The 16,683-nt window shown below is 42.5% G+C and carries 19 protein-coding genes; 12 read left to right on the forward strand and 7 right to left on the reverse strand.

Annotated elements, in window-relative coordinates:
- The first annotated feature begins 5 nt into the window (after nt 1–5).
- The 9 genes from lptC to rnk all read left to right on the forward strand — a co-directional run bounded on the left by lptC (nt 6) and on the right by rnk (nt 6,107).
- Entirely contained in the window at nt 6–581 is a 576-nt protein-coding gene (gene lptC, locus PZ638_RS16960) for an LPS export ABC transporter periplasmic protein LptC (protein ID WP_004258294.1), read from the forward strand.
- 1 nt (nt 582) lies between these two features.
- Nucleotides 583–1,143 carry a lipopolysaccharide ABC transporter substrate-binding protein LptA gene (gene lptA, locus PZ638_RS16965; RefSeq protein ID WP_004908264.1) on the forward strand — a complete coding sequence of 187 codons (561 nt, stop codon included), beginning with the start codon at nt 583–585 and terminating at the stop codon, nt 1,141–1,143.
- 5 nt (nt 1,144–1,148) lie between these two features.
- Complete coding sequence (gene lptB / locus PZ638_RS16970) at nt 1,149–1,874, forward strand: LPS export ABC transporter ATP-binding protein (protein WP_004908261.1); 726 nt, start codon at nt 1,149–1,151, stop codon at nt 1,872–1,874.
- 42 nt (nt 1,875–1,916) lie between these two features.
- Complete coding sequence (gene rpoN, locus PZ638_RS16975; RefSeq protein WP_004258305.1) at nt 1,917–3,362, forward strand: RNA polymerase factor sigma-54; 1,446 nt, start codon at nt 1,917–1,919, stop codon at nt 3,360–3,362.
- Nucleotides 3,363–3,384: 22 nt separating this feature from the next.
- Complete coding sequence (hpf, locus tag PZ638_RS16980) at nt 3,385–3,672, forward strand: ribosome hibernation promoting factor (protein ID WP_004258306.1); 288 nt, start codon at nt 3,385–3,387, stop codon at nt 3,670–3,672.
- A gap of 93 nt (nt 3,673–3,765) precedes the next feature.
- Nucleotides 3,766–4,233: a PTS IIA-like nitrogen regulatory protein PtsN gene (gene ptsN, locus PZ638_RS16985; protein WP_004258311.1), complete on the forward strand. Its 468-nt coding sequence runs from the start codon at nt 3,766–3,768 to the stop codon at nt 4,231–4,233.
- A 119-nt stretch (nt 4,234–4,352) separates the two neighbouring features.
- Complete coding sequence (gene rapZ / locus PZ638_RS16990; RefSeq protein WP_004258318.1) at nt 4,353–5,204, forward strand: RNase adapter RapZ; 852 nt, start codon at nt 4,353–4,355, stop codon at nt 5,202–5,204.
- 5 nt (nt 5,205–5,209) lie between these two features.
- Nucleotides 5,210–5,482, forward strand: a complete 273-nt coding sequence (gene npr, locus PZ638_RS16995) for a PTS phosphocarrier protein NPr (protein WP_004258320.1) — start codon at nt 5,210–5,212, stop codon at nt 5,480–5,482.
- A gap of 214 nt (nt 5,483–5,696) precedes the next feature.
- Nucleotides 5,697–6,107, forward strand: coding sequence for a nucleoside diphosphate kinase regulator (rnk, locus tag PZ638_RS17000; RefSeq protein ID WP_004908251.1), 411 nt, complete (start codon nt 5,697–5,699; stop codon nt 6,105–6,107).
- 133 nt (nt 6,108–6,240) lie between these two features.
- On the opposite strand, the gene pmbA is transcribed toward rnk, so the two are convergent.
- On the reverse strand, nt 6,241–7,581 hold the full coding sequence (gene pmbA, locus PZ638_RS17005) for a metalloprotease PmbA (RefSeq protein ID WP_004258326.1): 1,341 nt from the start codon (nt 7,579–7,581) through the stop codon (nt 6,241–6,243).
- 185 nt (nt 7,582–7,766) lie between these two features.
- Here pmbA and yjgA point away from each other — a divergent pair, with 185 nt between their 5' ends.
- From yjgA to PZ638_RS17020, 3 genes are all read left to right on the forward strand, one after another.
- A complete protein-coding gene (yjgA, locus tag PZ638_RS17010; RefSeq protein WP_004258329.1) occupies nt 7,767–8,312 on the forward strand; it encodes a ribosome biogenesis factor YjgA in 546 nt (181 codons plus the stop codon).
- A gap of 173 nt (nt 8,313–8,485) precedes the next feature.
- Entirely contained in the window at nt 8,486–8,719 is a 234-nt protein-coding gene (locus tag PZ638_RS17015) for a hypothetical protein (protein ID WP_206277219.1), read from the forward strand.
- On the forward strand, nt 8,716–9,045 hold the full coding sequence (locus PZ638_RS17020) for a low molecular weight protein tyrosine phosphatase family protein (protein WP_004258336.1): 330 nt from the start codon (nt 8,716–8,718) through the stop codon (nt 9,043–9,045). Before PZ638_RS17015 ends, PZ638_RS17020 begins: the two co-directional genes overlap by 4 nt.
- Here PZ638_RS17020 and PZ638_RS17025 read toward each other — a convergent pair.
- The 6 genes from PZ638_RS17025 to yhdP form a co-directional block, all read right to left on the reverse strand.
- On the reverse strand, nt 9,042–9,629 hold the full coding sequence (locus tag PZ638_RS17025; RefSeq protein WP_094961511.1) for an RBBP9/YdeN family alpha/beta hydrolase: 588 nt from the start codon (nt 9,627–9,629) through the stop codon (nt 9,042–9,044). The two genes, PZ638_RS17020 and PZ638_RS17025, sit on opposite strands and share 4 nt — an antisense overlap.
- 60 nt (nt 9,630–9,689) lie before the next feature.
- Nucleotides 9,690–9,977 (reverse strand): barstar family protein, encoded by a 288-nt coding sequence (locus PZ638_RS17030; RefSeq protein ID WP_096864405.1) that lies wholly within the window; start codon nt 9,975–9,977, stop codon nt 9,690–9,692.
- A 13-nt stretch (nt 9,978–9,990) separates the two neighbouring features.
- The gene (locus PZ638_RS17035) at nt 9,991–10,479 is read right to left on the reverse strand and encodes a ribonuclease domain-containing protein (RefSeq protein ID WP_004258351.1); all 489 of its coding nucleotides are present in this window, start codon (nt 10,477–10,479) and stop codon (nt 9,991–9,993) included.
- A 109-nt stretch (nt 10,480–10,588) separates the two neighbouring features.
- Nucleotides 10,589–12,034: a metalloprotease TldD gene (tldD, locus tag PZ638_RS17040; RefSeq protein ID WP_110591211.1), complete on the reverse strand. Its 1,446-nt coding sequence runs from the start codon at nt 12,032–12,034 to the stop codon at nt 10,589–10,591.
- A gap of 5 nt (nt 12,035–12,039) precedes the next feature.
- Entirely contained in the window at nt 12,040–12,891 is an 852-nt protein-coding gene (nit1, locus tag PZ638_RS17045; protein ID WP_004258360.1) for a deaminated glutathione amidase, read from the reverse strand.
- A complete protein-coding gene (yhdP, locus tag PZ638_RS17050; RefSeq protein WP_206277217.1) occupies nt 12,891–16,682 on the reverse strand; it encodes an AsmA2 domain-containing protein YhdP in 3,792 nt (1,263 codons plus the stop codon). The genes nit1 and yhdP overlap by 1 nt, the downstream gene beginning before the upstream one ends.
- Between the last annotated feature and the right edge of the window lies 1 nt (nt 16,683).

Here is a 16,683-nt window from a genome sequence, read left to right on the forward strand (position 1 = left end):
AATTCATGAGCAATGCGAAGAAGTGGTTAATTGTTATTTTATCCTTAGTAGTATTAGGCCTTATCGGCTGGAATTTAGCGGGTAATGATTCCGACAGTGCAGAGGATAAAGTAATTAATGATGGGCAACCTAATTATCAAACTGATGATTCAGTGACTTTTGTCTATAATCCAACGGGTAATTTAGCGTATAAACTCGTTTCAGAGAAAATAGATAATTATACTGAAGGAAAAATCACGTGGTTTTCGAAACCAGTTCTAACCACTTATAACGAAGCTGGCGAGCCAACCTGGACGGTTAAGGCTTTCAAAGCACGGTTAACGAACGATAGAATTCTCTATTTATATAGCGATGTTCAGGTTGATAGCTTAACCAAAGAGTCGCAGATCCAACGAATTACAACTGAGAGTGCAGTTGTCAATTTGACAACACAAGACGTTTCATCTGATGATAAAGTGACCATTATTGGACATGGTCTCAATTCTACCGGTATGAAAATGAAGGGAAACCTTCGTACAAAAACGGCTGAATTAATCGAAGATGTAAAAACTCATTATGTGTTACAACCAGAAGAGCATTAAAATGAATCAAGTAACTAAGAAACGTTTTATTCAAGGAGCTGTTGCCAGTGCAATTTTGGCTCTTAGCCTACCTGCGATGGCATTAAAAAGTGATACGCAGCAGCCAATGACGATTAATTCGGTCAAACAATCTCTTGATTTAGAAAAAAACGTCACCACCTTTACTGATGATGTTGTTATTAAACAAGGTTCTATTGATATCAGAGCCAATAAAGTGGTTGTAACACGTCCAAGTAGTGACTCGGATAAAATTGTGATTGAGGCCTTTGGGACCCCGGTTACCTTTTACCAATTACAGGATGATGGTAAACCGATTAAAGGCCATGCCAGCAAAGCCCGTTATGAGGTTGATAAACAACTCGTCACATTAACAGGTAATGCCTATCTTGAGCAGTTAGACAGCAATATTCAGGGTGACAAAATTACCTATTTAGTTCCAACGCAACAAATGGAAGCGTTTAGTGATAAAGGTAAACGCGTCACCACCGTGATACTGCCGGCACAATTGCAAGAAAAAGGCCCTGCGGCAAATAAAAATTCATCAGCAAGTAAGAGTAAATAACTGTTATGGCGACACTAACCGCTGAAAATCTAGCTAAAGCCTATAAAAAACGTAAAGTCGTTGAAGATGTCAGCTTGGAAGTTAAATCAGGTGAAATCGTTGGCTTATTGGGGCCAAATGGTGCCGGTAAAACAACGACCTTTTATATGGTGGTGGGTATTGTTCAGCGGGACGCTGGCAAAATTATGATTGATGGTGAAGATATCAGCCTTCTACCGCTGCATGAACGTGCGCGCCGTGGAATTGGTTATCTTCCTCAAGAAGCCTCAATTTTTCGCCGCCTCAGTGTTTATGATAACTTAATGGCTGTGTTAGAAATTCGCGAAGATTTGAGTTCCCAGCAACGTAAAGAACGTGCTGAAGAACTGATGGAAGAATTTAGTATTACTCATCTTCGCGACAGCATGGGGCAGTCGCTATCCGGTGGGGAGCGCCGCCGTGTGGAAATTGCTCGTGCACTTGCTGCTAACCCAAAATTTATTTTATTAGACGAACCTTTTGCGGGTGTTGACCCTATTTCCGTCTTAGATATCAAAAAAATTATTCAGCACTTAAGGGATTACGGCCTCGGTGTGCTAATCACCGACCATAACGTGCGTGAAACCTTAGATGTGTGTGAAAGAGCCTATATTGTCAGCCAAGGGCACTTAATTGCTCATGGGTCACCAACCATGATCTTAGAGAACGAGCAAGTAAAACGTGTATACTTGGGTGAAGGTTTCCGGTTATAAATTATCGTGTTGTCATTTTTTTAGGGAGATTAAAGCAGATTCATGAAGCAAAGTTTGCAGCTTAGAGTCAGTCAACAACTTGCAATGACCCCTCAATTGCAGCAGGCTATCCGCTTGTTGCAGCTGTCTACACTTGAGCTTCAGCAAGAAATTCAACTCGCCTTGGAAACAAACCCACTGCTTGAGCAAGAAGAATTAAATCCCGAGACTGAATCTATTGACTCCCTGAATGAAAATGCGGATACCAGTGAGCTTGATACCAAAGATGCGCTCGAAAACCATGATATGCCGGATGAGCTCCCTTTAGATACTAATTGGGATGAAATATATACGGCAGGAACGCCGTCAGGCACCAGTAATGATTATAATTTTGATGAACTCCCTGTTTATCAAGGTGAAACTACGCAAACATTACAAGATTACCTGACGTGGCAAGCTGAACTGACCCCTTTTACTGACACGGACAGAGCAATAGCTACAGCTATTATTGATTCAATAGATGATTCCGGTTACCTGACAACAGCCATTTCTGATATACATGAAGGGATTGATAACCCAGAGATTAGTATTGAAGAAGTCATTGCTGTCCTAAAACGTATTCAGCATTTCGACCCATTGGGTGTCGCAGCACAAGACTTAAAAGAGTGTTTATTAATCCAATTGTCACTCTACCCTAAGGAAACAGATGGGCTACAAGATGCAAAGCTCATTATCAGTAATCATATTGATTTATTGGCTAACCGTGACTTTCGTCAGTTAGGGAAATTAACTCGTTTAAAAGAAGATGCCCTAAAAACTGCGATAGACTTAATTTTAACGCTGAATCCAAAACCAGGCCAATCCATCAATACTGGGGAGTCGGAATACGTTATTCCAGATGTTTTAGTGAAAAAAATCGCAGGGCACTGGCAAGTTGAATTAAATACAGATAGCATCCCTAAACTAAGTATTAATAACCATTATGCTTCGATGCTAAACAATTCAGCAAATGAAGATGATTCTCAATATATTCGTAGTCATCTACAAGATGCAAAATGGCTGATTAAAAGCCTTGAGAGCCGCCATGAGACACTATTAAAAGTCGCGACTTGTATTGTAGAACAGCAACAAGAATTCTTTGAGCTGGGTGAGGAACACATGAAACCGATGATACTGGCCGATATCGCCTATCAAGTGGACATGCATGAATCAACTATCTCACGAGTGACAACTCAAAAGTTTCTCCATAGCCCACGAGGCATTTTTGAGTTGAAATATTTTTTCTCCAGCCATGTCAATACGGACACAGGTGGCGAAGCCTCCTCAACCGCAATTCGAGCATTGGTGAAAAAACTGGTTGCTGCTGAAAACCCAGCAAAACCATTGAGTGACAGTAAATTGACGAGTATGCTTGCAGAACAAGGCATTCAAGTCGCTCGCAGAACTGTTGCTAAGTATCGAGAATCGTTATCCATTCCGCCCTCTAACCAGCGTAAACAACTGGTTTAATTGATAAAATAAGGAAGATTGTATGGAATTTCAGATTACTGGACACAATATTGAAGTTACTCCTGCATTGCGCGAGACTGTTGAGAAAAAACTCAAAAAATTGGAGCAATTGTTTGATCGCATTAACGGTATCCAAGTTGTCTTGAAAGTTGAAAAAGTTCAGCAAATTGCTGAAGCAACCGTGCAAGTTAATGGAGCGGATCTCCACGCATCAGCGGAAGAAAATGATATGTACGCTGCTATAGATATACTCGTAGACAAGCTGTCGCGCCAATTAACCAAACATAAAGAAAAACTGAGACAACATTAATGCATTGATGCGGCTTATTAATTAGCCGAATAATGTTTCAAACCAGATGGTGGGATACACCATCTGGTTTTGTAGTCCTAAGTGAACAATAAAATGAATAGTGATATAGAAATCCAGTTAAACGTTGTTTTATCATCAGCCTGTACACGTAATAATATTGTGTGCACGAGTAAAAAAAGAGCTTTAGAAATTATTAGTGAGCTGGCTGCCGTTGAATTGGAATTACCTGAAAATACGGTATTTGAAGCGTTATTAACCAGAGAAAAAGTTGGCACAACAGGTATTGGTGGTGGTATTGCCATTCCTCATGGAAAGCTGAATGAAGGTGAAAGTAGCCGTGCTGTCGGTGTTTTTTTACATTTAGAAGAACCGATTGCTTTTGATGCAATTGATAATCAACCTGTTGACTTGCTTTTCGCCTTACTTGTGCCATCTGACCAATGTAAAACGCACCTGCATACGTTGTCGCTTATCGCCAAAAAACTAGCCGATAAAACGCTCTGTAAACGCCTACGCAGTGCACAAAGTGATGAAGAGCTATACAGCATAATTACAGAGTAAGTGATAAATTATGTATCTTGCCATATGCAAATGATATTGTTATGGTTTCTAAATAATATTAATTGGCAAGTACTGCTTTTCAAGAAACTCATTATTAGGAAACAAAAGGGAGCAAGCTCATGGTGCTGATGATAGTCAGCGGCCGTTCCGGTTCGGGGAAATCCGTTGCCTTACGTGCGCTGGAAGATATGGGTTTCTATTGCGTAGATAACCTACCGGTTGTATTACTACCGGAGTTAGCGAATTCACTGGCTGATCGTAACATTTCAGCAGCGGTTAGTATCGACGTGCGTAATATGCCCGATAATCCAGAGATTTTCGAAGAAGCGATTGATAAATTGCCTTCAACCTTCTCTCCTCAATTGTTGTTTCTAGATGCTGACCGCAACACGCTTATTCGCCGTTACAGTGACACTCGTCGGTTGCACCCACTTTCAAGTAAAAATCTTTCACTTGAGAGCGCAATAGATGAAGAAAATGAGTTACTTGAGCCTTTACGCTCTCGTGCTGATTTAGTCATCGATACTTCTGAAATGTCCGTTCATGAATTAGCTGAAATGCTAAGAACACGTTTGATGGGCAAGCGTGAGCGTGAACTGACAATGGTGTTTGAATCCTTTGGTTTCAAACATGGTATTCCTATTGATGCCGATTATGTATTCGATGTACGGTTTTTACCCAACCCACACTGGGACCCGAAATTGCGCCCGATGACAGGCCTTGACCGGCCAGTCGCTGCATTCTTGGATAGGCATACTGAAGTCCATAACTTCATCTATCAAACTCGTAGCTATTTAGAATTATGGCTGCCGATGTTAGAAACCAATAACCGTAGCTACTTAACTGTTGCAATTGGCTGTACGGGAGGTAAACACCGTTCCGTGTATGTCGCAGAGCAACTTGCCGACTATTTCCGTTCCCGTGGTAAAAACGTGCAGTCACGCCACAGAACATTGGAAAAGCGCAAATAACAGCAATGACAGTAAAAGCCACAATAACGCTCAAAAATCGGCTTGGAATGCATGCAAGGCCTGCTATGTTACTCTATGATTTAGTTAAACAATTTAACTCAAGAGTTATTTTGCGTAATAATAATCAAATTGAGGCTGAGGCCGATAGCGTTATTGCGATGTTGATGTTAGACTCAGAACAAGGCAGTAAGATTGATATCGAAGTTAGCGGCCCAGATGAAAACCAGGCCTTGTCCGCAATTATCAACCTATTCGAAAACAGGTTTGATGAAGAATAGCTGATATCGCTGATGAAAAGCAGCTGAGTTTCAAGCTAGCTACTGATAATATCAATCAGTAGATTTTTATCTAGGCAGGCTTAGAGATCGTGATCATGATCTCTTCCCTTTAAAGCGTATAGCGCCTAATATTTTAAACAAACTTATTTCTAGCGACACCCCCTACCTTATGGGTGGGGGGTGTTTGCTTTGTATGTCTCTATTGGAGTGTGGTATGACAAAGCCAACAATTATTATCAATGATTTAGATGCTGAACGTTTAGATGCACTGATGGAACAGCCGGCTTATGCGGGCACACCAGTTGCCGAAGCGCTCAATGATGAACTTGACCGTGCAGATATCTTAAGCCCGCAAGAGATCCCTGCGGATGTGGTCACGATGAACAGTACCGTTCGCTTTTTGGATTTAATCAGCAACGAAGAACGCACACGCACCTTAGTTTACCCTGCGTCCCTGAAAGATAGTGCAGAGCAGCTGTCTGTTATGGCACCGATTGGGGCAGCTTTGTTGGGATTGCATGTAAACGATGAAATCAGCTGGGAACTGCCAAACGGTGTTCAAACGCGTGTTCGCGTACTGGAAATCGTTTATCAGCCAGAAGCGGCTGGTGAGTTCCACCGTTAATAACGATAACGGCTGAATTAAGGAAGGCTTAGCGAAAAAAGTTTTATTTAAAAAACTCAGGTAAGTCCTCTGACATATTCAGGCACTCAATTGAGTGCCTTTTTTGTTGCCTTTAAATGGGCAGAGTAGAAACCTACTCCCCGGCAATACTCATTTCTGGGATCAGTACCGAACCACACTGAATATTACTGCGAGTTTCAATATCATCAGCGATAGTAACCATATTCGCCCACATCTCTTTTAGGTTACCAGCAATGGTAATCTCACTCACAGGATACTGAATTTCACCGTTTTCGACCCAAAAACCTGAAGCCCCACGAGAGTAATCACCAGTGATACCACTAACCCCTTGTCCCATTAATTCAGTAACGACTAGCCCTGTTCCCATTTGTTTCAGCAATGCTTCGAATGAAAGCCCTTGCCCTGCAATACGCCAGTTATGGATGCCTCCAGCATGCCCAGTACTTTGTAAACCCAATTTTCTTGCAGAATAGCTGGTCATTAACCACGTTTGCAAAACGCCATTTTCGACAATATTGCGCTCACAAGTGCGTACGCCTTCGCTATCAAAAGGTGATGACGCCAACCCGCCCATTAAATGGGGTTGCTCATTGATAGTTAGCCAGCTTGGTAAAATTTGCTTTCCTAAGCTATCGAGTAAGAAAGAAGATTTACGGTAAATACTGCTGCCACTAATGGCACCAACTAAGTGACCAAATAGGCCTGTTGCCACTTCTGCAGCAAAAATAACAGGGGCTTTCATTGTCGGTAATTTACGTGGCGATAAACGAGACAAAGTACGACGAGCACACTCCTGCCCAACCCACTCAGGCGACTGTAATGCCCCTAAGCTACGGCCAATCGTATAAGCGTAATCACGCTCCATTTCACCATTTTGCTCAGCAATCACACAACTTGACATCGAATAGCGGCTTGAACAATAGCTTTGCAGCATGCCATGGGAGTTACCAAATACACGAACCCCGTAGTGCCCATTAAAGCTACCGCCTTCCGTATTCACAATGCGGGAGTCTGCATTTAATGCTGACATTTCCGCAATCGACGCTAAGCGGATCGCCTCTTCAGGAGAAAGTTCGCTCGCTTGAAACAAATTGAGGTCTGGTGCTTCAAAAGCCAGCAAAGATTTGTCTGCCGGCCCTGCACACGGGTCTTCTGAGGTATAGTTAGCAATATCAATTGCCGCCTGAACAGTCCGTTCAATAGCTTCAGGGCTTAAATCTGTTGAAGACGCACTGCCTTTACGTTGTTGATAATAAACAGTGATCCCTAGCGCTCCATCACTGTTAAACTCAACATTTTCGACTTCCCCTTGGCGGGTACTTACACTAATCCCAGTGCTTTTGTTTACTGCGACTTCCGCAGCATCACAACGTGTTTTAGCAAATTCTAATGCGTGCGCGACGGCTTCTTCGAGTTTTTTACGTTGTTCGGTGACTTGTTCAGTTACACTCATGCTTTAGTCCAATCAATAATGTGGGGGAAACGTGATTTTCTGCCCTAACAAGCAAATGCTAGGTAGTCATAGAGGGGTTTTCCCAGTTACAATATATAATAGATGAATGTTAACACTCACAACACAGTAAATCATATTAATTACGCGTAATTAAACCACTGTGTTCGGTAAAAAGGAAAATCGATATGGCCAAACAGCCTGATGACTGGCTGGATGATATCCCAGCGCCGCAAGACGAAGAAGACGAGGAAATCATTTGGGTCAGTAAAAGCGAAATTAAACGCGATGCTGAGATCCTCAAAAAGTTAGGGGCTGAGCTCGTTGATTTAAGTAAAAGTGAATTAGAACGCATCCCGTTAGATACTCAATTACTTGAAGCCATTGAACTTGCCCAAAAAATCAAACGTGAAGGCCGTCGCCGCCAATTGCAATTGATTGGTAAGTTATTACGTTCACGTGAGGTTGAGCCCATTACTGAGGCTCTGGACAAGCTTAAAAACCGCCACAACCAGCAAGTGGTAATTTTACATAAACTGGAAGACTTACGTACCCGTTTATTAGATGGCGGTGATGAAGTCATTGAAGACGTGGTTGCCCTGTTCCCACAAACAGACAGGCAACAACTGCGTGCATTAGTCCGTAATGCAAAAAAAGAGCGTGAAGGCAACAAACCGCCGAAAGCTTATCGCCAAATCTTTCAATATTTGAAAGATCTCTCTGAAATGGCTTAATGAATTATCCCCTATGCTACGGCTAGGGGATTTTTTTTTGTAAATTAAGCAATAATCTGAAAAAGCCAGAAGCGTGTTGATAGCGCTGCCGAAACAACCTATCATGCCATTGTTAGACATACTCTGACCCGTATTATCGCGGCTGCTGAACCCCGATAAATAATGAGGAAGATATGGATAATACCCGAAATAGAGCATGGCGCAGAGCCAAAGCTCGAATCAATAAATCCCGTGATCAACTAAATTCACGACTAGTTGACTGCTATACACCTGAAAAAAACTGGAAACAGATGTACGATCGAAGCGAAAAAATGATCCGTGCAGCCCAATTAGGTATGGCATACCCGCAAGTAAGTAATATACAGCTTGCCCGTATTAGCCTTGAAGAGATACACAACAACTCGTGAATATTTTATTCATTTGCAGTAAAAACCAATGGCGTAGTCCAACCGCTGAACAGATCTGGCGCAACCATGAAAGTTGGGTCACCCGTTCAGCGGGAACGAGCCGCAATGCGAAGCGCCCTGTTAATGCGGATTTAATCCGCTGGGCAGATGTAATTTTTGTGATGGAGCAAAAACATAAAAACCGCTTAAAAGCAGATTTCCCCCGCCTTTTGGAATACAAACCGCTTCATGTTCTGGATATTCCTGATGATTACCCATATATGGACCCAGAGTTGATTGAAATACTCAAAACCAGTGTGCCTAGTATTCTTACCAACCATAACTAGCTAAAATGCGTTTTGATCGTATCAAGTAGTGTTTTGAACTCAGTATAGCCTTCTCTATCAAGGAAATGCCCAGCAGATTCCTCAATAATAACCTGTGTTTTTAAGGCCTCTGCCAATGCTTTCGAAGACCCCGGCGACACAATTTCATCATTGGTTGATATAATCGATATTCGATTATTTGCCACTTTTATGAGTTCGTCATAATTCAATGGTTCAACGGTGTGAGGCTGTAATTCAGGCAATGTAGGCTGTTCTTCGTCAAACCCTGATACCAATACATAACCTGCCACCGATTGCCCTGCATGTTGAAGAAACCGCAATGCAGTAACGCAACCTAAGCTATGGCCAATCAAAATCGTATTTTCATCAATATCAAAAGGTAAATGCTGCAAGCGCTGCTGCCACCTTTCAGGGTTGGGGGCTAAAGAGTCAGGCATGGTGGGGACGTTAACAAAAGCGCCTAAGGCTTCAAGCTCTGATTTCAACCATGGAAACCAATTTTTTTCAGGGGATGCCGTGTAGCCATGAACAATAAGAAATTTTTTTTCTTTTAGTGGAAATGCAGTGCAAGTAACGTTATTCATCCTAAAGACCCCTATCAGCTCAGTTATCTTATTTAGACTTTACCATGAGTGATAGGAATATTAGTTAGAGCTTTTTGTTATATCTAAAGCAAAAATAAACTCTTCTTCCCACATGTCTTGTGCGTCATTCATCACATCAATAACATCTGCGAATTTTATACGTTGTTCCGCGGTCATATGTGAAAACGTGATGGTTACAGGTAACTCAATGCCTGCGGAAACCATGTCCCACAAAGCATCAAGATTATGACCAAACCAATCAGGAAGGGAAAATTGTTGAGCAAATTGGTCATAAAAATCATTCAATGAGTTTATCTGCCTGAAATCAAAGCTCACCTGTTTGCTCATCACGGTATTTCCTTTAGTTGACTTGTGTAAAGCTCTTATAATGGTCATGAGTCACAAAAATCATCCCATCTGATGAGTATAGCAAACGGTCCGCCCCGCGATGACCACAGCGATAATTAATGTCTGCTTCAAACCATTGGCGTCCTTGTGCAATGGGTAAACTTTTCTCACGGTTAGAAAAACGGTCGCCGCCAATCGCTCTTCCAGGTAACACATCGCAAAGATTACCTTTTTTCGCATCCCATCCGGCTTCACGGGCTTGTTTTTTCGTCATATAGAAAGCGGGAAGTTTTTGATATTTTTCCATAAAACTAACCACGTTATCTTGTGCAGTCAGCTTATCAATCGGTTGTGGTGTTTCTTTTGGCGTTATCGCTTCACGAGAAGGTGGATTGCTTTGATTAACGGATGGTTCAGATGGTGTTTTATCTCCACCATTAAAATAAAGGCTAATCACAATCAAAATAGCCATCAATACGACGGGTAAAAAACGTTTATTCATAACACCTCAGTTGTTTTGTGCTTTGCAGGCACACAATCGCCCCAGTCACAACATCGACAAGAAGTTGTTACAAGGGCGAGCAGAGCCTAGTTTATATCGCCAAGAACGATTATGCGGTACCGCCAACAGTCAGTTTGTCCAGTTTTAATGTAGGTTGGCCTACACCAACAGGGACACTTTGGCCTTCTTTGCCACAAACACCAACGCCTTTATCTAGCGCTAAGTCATTACCAACCATTGAAATCTGCTGCATAGCTTCAACACCCGAGCCAATTAACGTCGCTCCCTTCACAGGAGAAGTAATCTTACCTTTTTCAATCAGGTAAGCTTCTGATGTTGAAAATACAAATTTACCTGAGGTGATATCTACCTGACCACCACCAAAGTTTGGTGCATAAATGCCTTTATCCACACTCGCAATAATTTCTTCTGGCGTTGATGTACCTGCTAACATGTAGGTATTGGTCATACGCGGCATAGGTAAGTGCGCATAAGATTCACGACGTGCATTACCTGTTGGAGCAACTCCCATCAGGCGTGCATTCAGTTTATCTTGAATATAATTACGTAAAATACCATTTTCTATTAGGACGTTATACTGCCCAGGTACCCCTTCGTCATCAATGGCGAGAGAGCCTCGACGGCCCGCTATCGTGCCATCATCCACCACAGTGCACAGAGGTGATGCCACTTGTTCGCCTATTTGACCTGAAAAAACAGAGGTGCCGCGACGGTTAAAGTCACCTTCTAAACCATGGCCTACCGCTTCATGCAATAGAACCCCTGGCCAACCAGCACCCAGCACAACCGGCATCATTCCAGCAGGCGCTGCGATCGCTGACAAATTCACCAGCGCCATACGCACCGCTTCACGTGCATATTGCTCAGCAACCACTTGCCCTTGGTGAATTTCCAAGAAATATTCGTAACCATAACGGCCACCACCGCCACTTGCACCGCGTTCGCGCTTACCGTCATGTTCCACCAGCACGCTGACCGACAAACGCACTAACGGACGAACATCTGCCGCCAAAGTGCCATCTGTTGCGGCGACTAGCACTTGCTCATAAACACCCGTTAAACTGGCATTGACCTCGATAACACGTGGGTCTTCTGCGCGTGCAACTTGGTCAACACGATGCAGTAAATCAATTTTTTGTTCCCGCGATAAGCTTTGCAGTGGATCTGCTGCTGAATACAGTTTTTTATATTCAACATTAGTTAAAATTTGTGATTTACCAGAGCCTTGCTCATTCACAATACTGCGTGCTGCGGTCGCACTTTGTGTCAGCGCATGTAGCGAAATTTGGTCTGCGTAAGCAAAACCGGTTTTTTCACCACTGACTGCTCTCACACCAACACCTTGGTCGATATTGTAAGAGCCATCTTTGATGATCCTATCTTCAAGCACCCATGACTCATGGAAGCTCGATTGAAAGAACAGATCCGCATAATCCAGATGGCGCTCAGATAACAAACCTAAAATGTCATACAGATTTTCTTGCCCAAGGCGGTTGGCGGCCAGCAAATGTTCGCTGACAGAAACTAAACTCATATTCGTTACTCTTTGGTTTCTTTTTTAATCAAGGATGTCAATTGCGGTCTAAAGCGGTTATGTTTCACCACTTTGATTTGCTCTCGCATGACACTCAAGCTGTCTGTTTTAATATTCAGTACCGTAGACGCGACTGCATCCACGTTCTTTTTCATCACTTTACCCCACCCATCAACCGCAAGGCTGTGCCCCCATGTGCGACGCGTACCGTGCACACCGACTTGAGCAGGTGCTAAAATATAGCATTGGTTTTCTATCGCACGAGCACGTAATAACGGCTCCCAATGTGCTTGACCGGTGTAACGGGTAAATGCCGCTGGTACAGAGATAATTTCTGCGCCTTGTTCACGTAATGCTTGGAATAAACCAGGAAAACGTAAATCATAGCAAATTGTCATGCCAAGACGACCAACGGGTGTATCAACGACAGTGATATGTTCACCGCGTTGATAAATCACAGACTCGTTATAAGTGCCTTGCTCGTCTTCGATATTGACATCAAACATATGAATTTTATCGTAGCGAGCTTTAATATTTCCTTCGGAATCAAATAATAAGCTACTACTCGTAATACGTTCAGGATCTTCACGGCTAATCATTGGCATTGAGCCAATTAAAATCCAAACATGATAACGTTTGGCCATTTCGCTGATCGCACTTTGCAAAGGGCCTTTTCCTTGCTCTTCCGCTTGTTTACGATAAGTCGCCGCATCCGCAAATAACAATGCATTTTCAGGGGTCAGTACTAATTCAACAGTCTCTGGTAACTGTTTGATCTGTTGTTCGATTTGCGCCAAATTGTGTTTAGTATTATTTCCGCTACATAACTGCAAAAGTGCAACGTTGCCATTTTTCATTACTCTTGAGTCTCCTTCAGTTGACGTAATACTTCATCAATTTTCGGCTCGTCCAAACTACCTGTTACTCGGTAACGAATAACGGAAACTTTACTCCATAGTGGACCGAGCACTTTCGTTGCCGCAAATACGGCAGCGCCTGCAAATGGGTTTACTACAAACGCGGTTGCTACTCCTACTGTAGCAGATATTTCCGGTGTAATGACGGCTTCAACATTAATTTGGCGTTTAACGAGGTCAATTTGACCATTAAAAGCGATATCTGCAACTAAACCATCAACATAGGTATTTTTCGAAACCAGTACACCATTTTTAATGGTCGCATCACCTTTAATGGAGTCAAAATCAAAGTCATCACTAAATGTATCGCTAAAATCAAATCGTAGTTTACGCAACAGGGCATCAAAACTGACTAGACGCAATATTTGCCCGGCACGACCACCGCCCATTTGTGCAATCGCTCCTTTGCCCAATTTTGCAGACATTTTACCATTTAAAGAGGCGATATCTGGTGACCAAGGCAAATTAGCCCAATTTAAATCAAATTCAATAGTATAAGGTGATTGGATAATGGGAACCAATATACCAAAATACGCCGCCGTTTCGTCAAAAGCTTCACCGGTTAATGAACCTGCAATTTGTGTTTTATTGCCTTTTTCGCTGTTCCAAATAGCATCTAACTTTAATTTCGTGACGCTGTTATCTAGCGTGCCATCTGTCAGTTGCAATAAAGTGCCTTTAGGTTGGATATTAGCGCTAATTTCCCCCAATTTCTGCCCAGCGACCCAACACTCTTTACAGTGAAACTGGAACTGCGGCCATTGGCTAAAATCGATTTGTGTCGTAGCAAGGTCATTGATTTGAGTACTAGAGGATTCACTAGGGTTGTAATACAAATAATCAATGGCGACCTGCCAAGGCTGTGAAGCAAAGATTTGTAACGAACCTTTTAAGTTTTCACTATTGATACTGACTAATTGCTCAGCCCGTTGTAAGTCATAGGAAAAATTTACTGCATTCCATTGCTGCCCAGCGAGGTAGATTGATGGGATATTGACCTCAAGCATGTCAGGTAAACCAATATTCATCCCCCCTTCGCGGCTATGGGATGACACTAGCAACCCGGCTAATTTCTCCCAGTTCATATCGGTAATAGGTGGCAAATCAACAACAAAAGTTGCATTTTTAGGTAATTCAGGAATACCATCACGCCATTGAGCAACATGGGCTTTTAATAAGCTTAAAGGCTTACTACTCAGACCCCATTGAGTATTAAAACCAATGCGCTTACCGATATCACCACCAACCACCAACTGTTCTGTTGTTCCTTTAGCCTGAACATTAATTTGCCCAAGTTCGGCTAATAGAGCGTTATCAATAGCGGGTAGCTGGCTTTTCAGTTGTTTTAGCCCTGCGCTAACGTCTATTTGTAAGCCAACAGGTTCTTTTGCTGTATTCGGAATAGTGATCGCAACTTGGCTTTTCCAGTTAGCGGTTCCTGACACCTTTTGCTTAATCTCAGCAGGCAACATTGCCAACTTATTCACCGCCCAGTTTCCGCTAACATTCACATCCACTAAATAATTTTTTGCTTGATCTGTAGTGGTGAAATCAACAGTAATGGGCTGTTCAAACCAATGGCCACGCAGGTTGTCACCGCGTAAATCTCCATTGTTAAACTCAAAGCTGCCCGTTAAAGCGGAAATAGTGCTATCAATTGGCTGAATATATAAATCATTTTTATTGAGATTGACCTTTCCTTTGGCAACAACATCTTTACCCGCCACCAATGGAATAGATAACCCTAATTGGCCATTAACAGTCCCCCCAATTTGTAACTCTTCAAGCGTATCGCCAATTGAGTGGTTCATCGGGGTATGCACAAAATATTGCTGGATTTGTTTTCCAGTTCCACTGATATCTGCATTGATATACAGCATTTCTTTAGTGTAATCAGGGATATTGGCATCAAGGTTGGTTGCCGTGGCATCCGCTAATTTCACGCTTGGCGCATGCATATATAGCCCTGCACGCCTAAAGTCTAAGTCCATATCTAAGTTCAATAACGCAGGCCATTCACTGTCATATTCGAATGTTGCATCACGCAAAGGGACATAAACTTGGAATTGCCCATCATTGTTATCATAGGGGAAATGAGCAGGGTCGCCTTTATAGACTAAAGTCGCATTATCTACACTACCGGCAATAATCGCTTTCGTCAGGTAATCGGCCACATCTTGGCCCATTAATTTTTGTGGGAAATAACGCCATGCATCCCCTGCATCATCTAAACGGATTCCGGCAAGAATGGCGAGATCGGCATAATTTCCTTTTTTCGCTTTTGCGTAACGAAACTCACCATTTGCCCAAAGAGACTGAGCTTGTAGCTCTAATGATGGGCTCCACAACTTAAATTCACTGGCATTATTGACCCAATGGAACTGACCTGTTGCCGTTTTTATCGAGAAAGGCGCTTTAAATTCATCACGATAGTCAACTTCACTATCTTGTAAGCTAACGGTGGCACTACCACTTTGCATCCCACCGATTAAAACACCTGAAAAGTGATTAACTGAAGGCAGCTCCTTCCATTTTTTCCAGCTAACATTTTGCCAGTCCATGTTGATTTGTACGTTTTCAGGCATATTTTGCGTGATATCAAGCGCAAATTCACTCACCACACCAGTTGGTTGGCGATGTTGCCAATCCTGTACCATTTCAGGCGTTAAAAAGGAAAAAGTGGGTAAAATCTCACTTAAACGTTCAAGTTCAATATCTTTTGCACGGATGCGCCAATGGTCATTATCTTGATATTTTTTGCTGGCAGGCAAATACAATACAGAGGCGCTCCCTCGTGGCCAGATAAACTCATTGGTTTTCAAGGTATCAAGCTCAGGAATGTTAAATAACCACCCATTTCCCTGCCTTTTCATTCGCAAAAGCAAATCATTGACTTGCAAGTTTTGCGCTAATTCGCCGGCTCCCCAATTGGCTTCCCCTTGCCGTAATTGAATAAGGCCGCTATCAATCCGGTTATTTTTCAGTGTTACCCAAGAAGACAGGCTAAAATTTGCGTCCCGTAATGACGTGTTATCCCGTAGCCAGCGGCTAAGCCATGGCTGCATATCAATATTATCCGCTTGCAAATAAAAAATACCGTCGCTTAACACGCCATTTTTATCTGACACATCAAGCTTTACTTGCAGATAACCATGCTGCTTATTGATGGTTTCGAGACTAACAAAACCTTGAGCGCGATGCCTGTCGTTATCGTTGAGCCAAGAAAGTTCAGGCAAAATCAGCGTCGTTTTTTGTTCTGAAGGTGTGAGGAAAGTTAATTGGCTTTCTTTTAGTACAAAATGGTCAAATTGCCTTAAAAATAGCTCTTCAATACCATCTAAAGACTGCCCTTCCGAGGAATCGCCAAGGCTGAAAGGGACTTTGTGATCAACATTTAACTGGTAAAAGGTTAAGTCACGAAAACGCCAGCGCAGAGAAAATAACGAGCTCCAAATATCTAATTCAACCGTAATAGTATTCGCTGTAATATCGGTAGTTTTATTCTGTAAAACGACATCGGACAACGTCAGTACAGGGCCAAAAGATTGCCAAGCCCCTTCAATTTTACCAATTTGTACCGCTACATCGGTCTTTTTTTCAACGTAATCAATCAGATCTTGCCGATAGTTGTCGATATTTGGCAGAAGAAAACGCAGCCCTGACAGCACTAACGCGCACAGCAATAATATAACCGCAGTCGTCACCAGTGCTACACGTGGCAGTCGTCTCACT

Origin of the sequence: Providencia hangzhouensis, assembly GCF_029193595.2 — a bacterium.
Classification (GTDB): Bacteria; Pseudomonadota; Gammaproteobacteria; order Enterobacterales; family Enterobacteriaceae; genus Providencia; species Providencia hangzhouensis.